The sequence below is a fragment of the Methylobacterium litchii genome, assembly GCF_038442315.1.
Taxonomy (GTDB): Bacteria; Pseudomonadota; Alphaproteobacteria; order Rhizobiales; family Beijerinckiaceae; genus Methylobacterium; species Methylobacterium litchii.
In genome coordinates this window covers 79394-85544 of record NZ_JBBXMY010000017.1, presented here as the reverse complement: position 1 = coordinate 85544, position 6151 = coordinate 79394, and the positions used below count along the sequence as shown (strand labels likewise).

Genomic DNA, 6151 nt, shown 5'->3' with positions numbered 1-6151 from the left:
GGCGCCCTCGTCTCCACCACCACCCCCGGCGTCACCCTCGTCTCCGGCCCGGCCAACACCCGCCGCGACACCGAGTTCGCCGTCGTCCGCGCCGGCGTGAACTACAAGTTCGGCTCGTACTAAGACCTCAACCGCCGCGGCTTCGGCCGCGGCAGTTGAAGCCCGGCCGTTCGGCCGGGCTTTTTTCGTTTCGGGGACGCCCGGTGCGACGCCGCGCCCAGGAACCCACGCCGGAACAGGCCGATTGACCGGCGCCCGCGCTTGAGACGGGTATCCAGCCCGGAAGATCACCCATGCTGCGCCCGTCCCGCCTCGCCCTGCTGCCGCTGCTCTGCGCGCTGGGCGCCGCCCCAGCCCTGGCGCAGGACGCCACCGTCATCGGGAAGGATACGGTCCTACCCGGCACGGGTCCCGGCACCACCACGGGCGGCCAGGGCGGCGGCGGCCTGATGCAGGCGGGCAGCGTCGAAGACGCCACCAAGCGCCAGAACCTGAAGCCCGCCACCTTCCTTGCGTCGCGCATGATCGGCGTTGAAGTGCGCAACCCGGCCGGAGACAGCGTCGGCAAGATCGAGGATCTGCTCCTCGACGGCGGGACGCTGAAGGCCGTCGTCGTCGATGTCGGCGGGTTTCTCGGGATCGGCAGCAAGCGGATCGCCGTAGGCCCGGACGCGCTGGTACTGCGGCCGGGCGGGGACCGCTTCTCCGCGATCCTCCAGATGGGCAAGGACACGATCGCGGCCGCGCAGGCCTTCGACCCGGCCAAGGCCATTCCGGCGCACTAGGCCGGATCGACCTGAAGCGCGACCTCGATCAGATGTCGAGGTCGGCGCCTTCCGCGAAGGCGGCCCGCTCGGTGATGAAGGTGAAGCGGGCCTCGGGCTTGTTGCCCATCAGCCGCTCCACCGTGTCGCCGGTCGATTCCCGCGCCTCATCCAGGATCGCGACGCGCAGCAGCGTGCGCTTCTTCGGATCCATCGTGGTCTCCTTCAACTGCGCCGGCATCATCTCGCCCAAGCCCTTGAAGCGCCCGATCTCGACCTTGCCGCCCTTAAAGACCGTCTTGGTGATCCGCTCACGGTCGGCATCGTCGCGGGCATAGGCGACCTTCGAACCCTGCTGGATCCGGTAGAGCGGCGGGATCGCGAGATAGAGATGCCCCTTGTCGATCAGCTTGGGCATCTGCCGGTAGAAGAAGGTGATCAGCAGCGAGGCGATGTGGGCGCCGTCCACGTCGGCGTCCGTCATGATGATCACCTTGTCGTAGCGAAGGTCCGCCTCGCGGAAATTCGCCCCCGTGCCGCAGCCGAGCGCCAGCGTCAGATCGCCGATCAGTTGGTTGGCGCCGAGCTTGTCGCGGCTCGCCGAGGCGACATTCAGGATCTTGCCGCGCAGGGGCAGGATCGCCTGCGTCGCCCGGTCCCGCGCCTGCTTGGCCGAACCGCCGGCGGAATCGCCCTCCACGATGAAGATCTCGGAGCCCGCCGTGCCGGCCGCCGAGCAATCCGCGAGCTTGCCCGGCAGGCGCAGCTTGCGCGTCGCGCTCTTGCGGGCGACCTCCTTCTCCTGGCGGCGGCGCAGGCGCTCCTCCGCCCGGTCGATCACCCAATCGAGAAGCTTGTTGGCCTGGGCCGGGGAGGCGGCAAGCCAATGGTCGAAGGCATCGCGCACCGCCGTCTCGACGATGCGCTGTGCCTCGACGGTGGCGAGCTTGTCCTTGGTCTGGCCCTGGAATTCCGGCTCGCGGATGAAGACCGACAGCATGGACGCGCAGGTCGCCATGACGTCGTCGGTGGTGACGGCCGTCATGCGCTTGGCCTGGTTCACCCGCTCGGCATGCTCGCGCAGGCCCCGGAGCAGGGCGACCCGCAGGCCCGCCTCGTGGGTGCCGCCCTCCGGCGTCGGGATCGTGTTGCAGTAGGAATGCGAGACGCCGTCATCGGCGACCGTCCAGGCCACGGCCCATTCGAGCGAACCGTGCGAGCCGGGCTTCGTCATCTTGCCGGAGAACACCGTGTCGAGGACGAGGTCCTTTCCTTCGATGTCCCGGGCCAGATAATCCGACAGGCCCCCGGGGAAGCGGTGCACCGCCTCGGCCGGCACGTCCTCCATTCCCTCGACCAGGGAGGGGGCGCATTTCCAGCGGATCTCGACGCCGCCGAACAGATAGGCTTTCGAGCGGGCCATCTTGAACAGGCGGCGCGGATCGAACTTCAGCGAGCCGAAGATCTGCGCATCGGGGTGGAAGCGCACTCGCGTGCCGCGCCGGTTCTGCACCCGCCCGACGATCTCCAGCGCACCCTGCGAATGCCCACGCGAGAAGCACTGGCGGTAGAGGGTCTGGTTGCGGGCGACCTCGACCTCCAGCACGTCCGAGAGGGCGTTCACCACCGAGATGCCGACGCCGTGCAGGCCGCCGGAGGTCTCGTAGACCTTCGAATCGAACTTACCGCCCGCGTGCAGGGTGGTCATGATGACTTCGAGGGCGGACTTGCCCGGAAACTTCGGATGCGGATCGACGGGAATGCCGCGCCCGTTATCGGTGACGACGAGGGATCCGCCTTCCTCGAGTTCCACCTCGATGAAGCTCGCATGGCCGGCGACCGCCTCGTCCATGGAATTGTCGATCACCTCCGCGAAGAGGTGGTGCAGGGCACGCTCGTCCGTGCCGCCGATATACATGCCCGGCCGGCGCCGGACCGGCTCCAGCCCCTCCAGCACCTCGATGTCGGAGGCGGTGTAGCCCGCCTCCGGGGAAGCCGCCGCCAGCGTGACGGGCGAGGCCGCCTCGGTCAGGCGGCGCCTCGGCTCGGCGGCGGGCAGGGGCTTGGCCTTGCCGGCGAAGAGATCGCGGGCCGGATCGCTCACGCGCCCGCTCCCACGCGCAGCAGGAGCGACCGAACCGGGGGAAGCTTTGCGTCTGGGAGCATGCGCCTTCATCTCGCCAGCATAATGGAACAAAACGGAAACATCAAAGCCGCCGGAGCGGAATCGACGGCCTTTCTGCCATGCTGCGCTGCGGCGTGCGAGCGCCCCGCGCCTCCACGGCAGCCCGGCAGGGTGAACCGCCGTGGTTAACGTTCCCGGTACGCCGGAACCCGCTTACGGCCAAGGCGTTGCAGGGATGGACAATCCTCCGATCCCGGGAGTGTGCCGATGCTCAGCGACGCGAACGAAGCCCGCCACTTGGACCTCGTCCGGTTCGAGCACGCAGCCGGCGCCGCCTTCGGGTGCATCGACGAGGACGAGGGCCGTTCCGCCCCGTTCGTCACCGCCCCCGCTGCCATCGCCGTCGCCACCCTCGCGACGGCCTTCGCCGCCACGATCTCCTACTTGATCTGAGCCCTGCGGGGCGTCGGGCCTCAGCCCGCCGCCTTCTTCTTCGGCGCGGCCTTCTTGGCGGCCGGCTTCTTGGCCGGCGCCTTCGCCTTCTCGCCCTCGGCCTTGCGCGGCGTCGCCTTCTTCCGGGCCGGCGCCTTCTTGCCGCCGCCCGCCTCGCGCTTCGCCGCGATCAGCTTCAGCGCCTCTTCCAAGGTCAGAGCCTCGGCATTCACGCTCTTGGGCAGCGTCGCGTTCACGTTGCCGTCGGTGACGTAGGGTCCGTAGCGGCCCGCCTTCACCACGATGTCCTTGCCGCTGTCGGCGTCCTTGCCGAGCGAGCGGCCGGGATCGCCCGCCGGGCGACCGCGCCCGCCACCCTGCTCCTTGGCGACGATGAGGTCGATGGCCCGGTTGCCGCCGATCTCCAGCACGTCGTCGTCGCGGCCAAGATTGGCGTAGGTCCGCCCGTGCTGCACGTACGGCCCAAACCGCCCGATGCCCGCCAGGATCGGCTCGCCGGTCTCCGGGTGCCGCGCGATCTCGCGGGGCAGCGAGAGCAGGGCCAGCGCCGTCTCCAGCGTCACGTCCCCGGGGGAGAGCCCCTTGGGCAGGGAGGAGCGCTTTGGCTTCTCCGCGCCCTTCTCGGCGCTGGCGTCGCCCAACTGGATGAACGGCCCGAAGCGTCCGTCGCGCACCGTCACCGGCAGGTCGGTGGCGGGGTCGTTGCCGAGCACCCGGACCCCCGGCTGGCCGCCGTCGGTCGATGAGCCGTCACCCTCGCCGTTGACGCCGGTCGCCGACAATTGCCGCGTGTAGGTGCATTCGGGATAGTTCGAGCAGCCGACGAACGCGCCGAACTTGCCGAGCTTCAGCGAGAGTTGGCCCTCGCCGCAATTCGGGCAGGCGCGGGGATCCTTGCCCTCGCCCCGGTCGGGGAAGATGTGCGGCCCGAGCAGCCCGTTCAGGGCTTCCAGCACCTCCGCGACGCGCAGCTCCTTGGTCTCGCCGATGGCGGCCGAGAAGTCGCGCCAGAAGTCGCGCAGCACCTGCCGCCAGTCGATCTCGGCGTTCGAAACGCGGTCGAGCTGCTCTTCGAGGTCGGCGGTGAAGTCGTACTCGACATAGCGGCGGAAGAAGCTCTCGAGGAAGCCCGTGACGAGCCGCCCCTTATCCTCCGGCTGAAGCCGCTTCTTCTCGATCTTGACGTATTCTCGGTCCCGCAGGGTCTGCAGCACGGCGGCGTAGGTCGAGGGACGGCCGATGCCGAGCTCCTCCATGCGCTTCACGAGGCTCGCCTCGGAATAGCGCGGCGGCGGCTCGGTGAAGTGTTGGGTGGAGGCGATCTTCTCCCGGCGCAGGGAATCGCCCGCCTCCATCTTCGGCAGGCGGCGGCTCTCCTCGTCCTCCTCGTCGTCCTTGCCTTCTTGATAGAGCGCGAGGAAGCCGTCGAACTTCACCACTTGGCCGGTGGCGCGCAGCTCGATCCGGCGGCCGCCCGCCGAAGCGTGGACATCGACGGTGGTGCGCTCCAGCTCGGCCGATTCCATCTGGCTCGCCATGGTGCGGGTCCAGATCAGGTCGTAGAGCTTGGCCTGCTCCGGTTCGAGGTAGCGGGCCACGTCCTTCGGCCGACGGCCCATGTCGGTGGGACGCACCGCCTCGTGCGCCTCCTGGGCGTTCTTCGCCTTCACGCTGTACTTGCGCGGGGCGCCGGGCACGTAGCGATCACCGAACTCGCGAGCGATCACCTTGCGGGCATCGGCGATGGCCTCCGGCGCCATGTCGACGCCGTCCGTCCGCATGTAGGTGATGATGCCGGCCGTCTCGCCGCCGACATCGACGCCCTCGTAGAGACGCTGCGCGACGCGCATGGTCTGGGCGGGCGCCATCCCGAGCTTGCGGGAGGCCTCCTGCTGCAACGTGGAGGTGGTGAAGGGCGGCTGCGGATGGCGCTTGGCGGGCTTTGCCTCGATGCTCGCCACCTGGAACGTCGCTGCTTCGAGGGCGGCCTTGAAGGCGGCGGCTTCCTCGGCATTGCCGACGTCGAGGCGCTGGATGCGCTTGCCGTCCGCGCCGACGAGACGGGCCTCGAAGGTCGCGCCGTCCTTGGTCGCGAGCGTCGCGATGATCGACCAGTATTCGCGGGGCTTGAACGCTTCGATCTCCATCTCGCGCTCGACCACGAGGCGCAGGGCGACCGACTGCACGCGGCCCGCAGACTTGGCGCCGGGGAGCTTGCGCCAAAGGACCGGCGAGAGGTTGAAGCCGACGAGGTAATCGAGGGCACGGCGGGCGAGATAGGCATCCACCAGCGCCTGGTCGATCTGGCGCGGCTTCCGCATCGCCTGTTCGACGGAGGACTTGGTGATGGCGTTGAAGGTCACGCGCTCGACCGGCACGCCCTTCAGCACCTTGCGGGCGTTCAGGGCCTCCAGGACGTGCCAGGAGATGGCCTCGCCCTCGCGATCCGGGTCGGTGGCGAGGATGAGCTTCTCGGCGCCCTTGACCGCCTTGGCGATCTCGCTGACCCGCTTCGAGCCGCGATCCTCAAGCTCCCAGACCATGTGGAAGTCCTGCTCGGGATCGACCGAGCCGTCCTTCGCGGGAAGGTCACGGATATGGCCGAAGGAGGCGATCACCTCGTAGTCGCGGCCGAGATACTTGTTGATCGTCTTGGCCTTGGCCGGCGACTCGACGACGACGACTTTCATCCAGAACCCTCTGCCCCCTCGAAGGGGCCGCGGCGCGACGGAATGTTCGGAATGCGAACGAACCCGCCGCCAGCCGGGGCCTCGCGGGGCGGAGAAGTGGGTGAGCGGCGGCGGGTTGT

General features: G+C 69.0%; 4 protein-coding genes and 1 pseudogene. 3 read left to right on the top strand and 2 right to left on the bottom strand.

What is annotated here, in order from left to right; genetic code table 11:
* A pseudogene (locus tag AAHF99_RS22830) lies at nucleotides 1–123 on the top strand (porin family protein); the annotation flags it as partial.
* A gap of 170 nt (nucleotides 124–293) precedes the next feature.
* Nucleotides 294–785, top strand: coding sequence for a PRC-barrel domain-containing protein (locus AAHF99_RS22825; protein ID WP_342166715.1), 492 nt, complete (start codon nucleotides 294–296; stop codon nucleotides 783–785).
* 28 nt (nucleotides 786–813) lie between these two features.
* Here AAHF99_RS22825 and parE read toward each other — a convergent pair whose 3' ends face one another.
* The gene (parE, locus tag AAHF99_RS22820) at nucleotides 814–2868 is read right to left on the bottom strand and encodes a DNA topoisomerase IV subunit B (protein WP_342166714.1); all 2055 of its coding nucleotides are present in this window, start codon (nucleotides 2866–2868) and stop codon (nucleotides 814–816) included.
* A gap of 288 nt (nucleotides 2869–3156) precedes the next feature.
* On the opposite strand from parE, the gene AAHF99_RS22815 reads away from it, so the two are divergent.
* Nucleotides 3157–3342 (top strand): hypothetical protein, encoded by a 186-nt coding sequence (locus tag AAHF99_RS22815; RefSeq protein ID WP_342166713.1) that lies wholly within the window; start codon nucleotides 3157–3159, stop codon nucleotides 3340–3342.
* Nucleotides 3343–3362: 20 nt separating this feature from the next.
* On the opposite strand, the gene topA is transcribed toward AAHF99_RS22815, so the two are convergent.
* Nucleotides 3363–6032, bottom strand: coding sequence for a type I DNA topoisomerase (gene topA / locus AAHF99_RS22810; RefSeq protein WP_342166712.1), 2670 nt, complete (start codon nucleotides 6030–6032; stop codon nucleotides 3363–3365).
* Nucleotides 6033–6151: the final 119 nt, after the last annotated feature.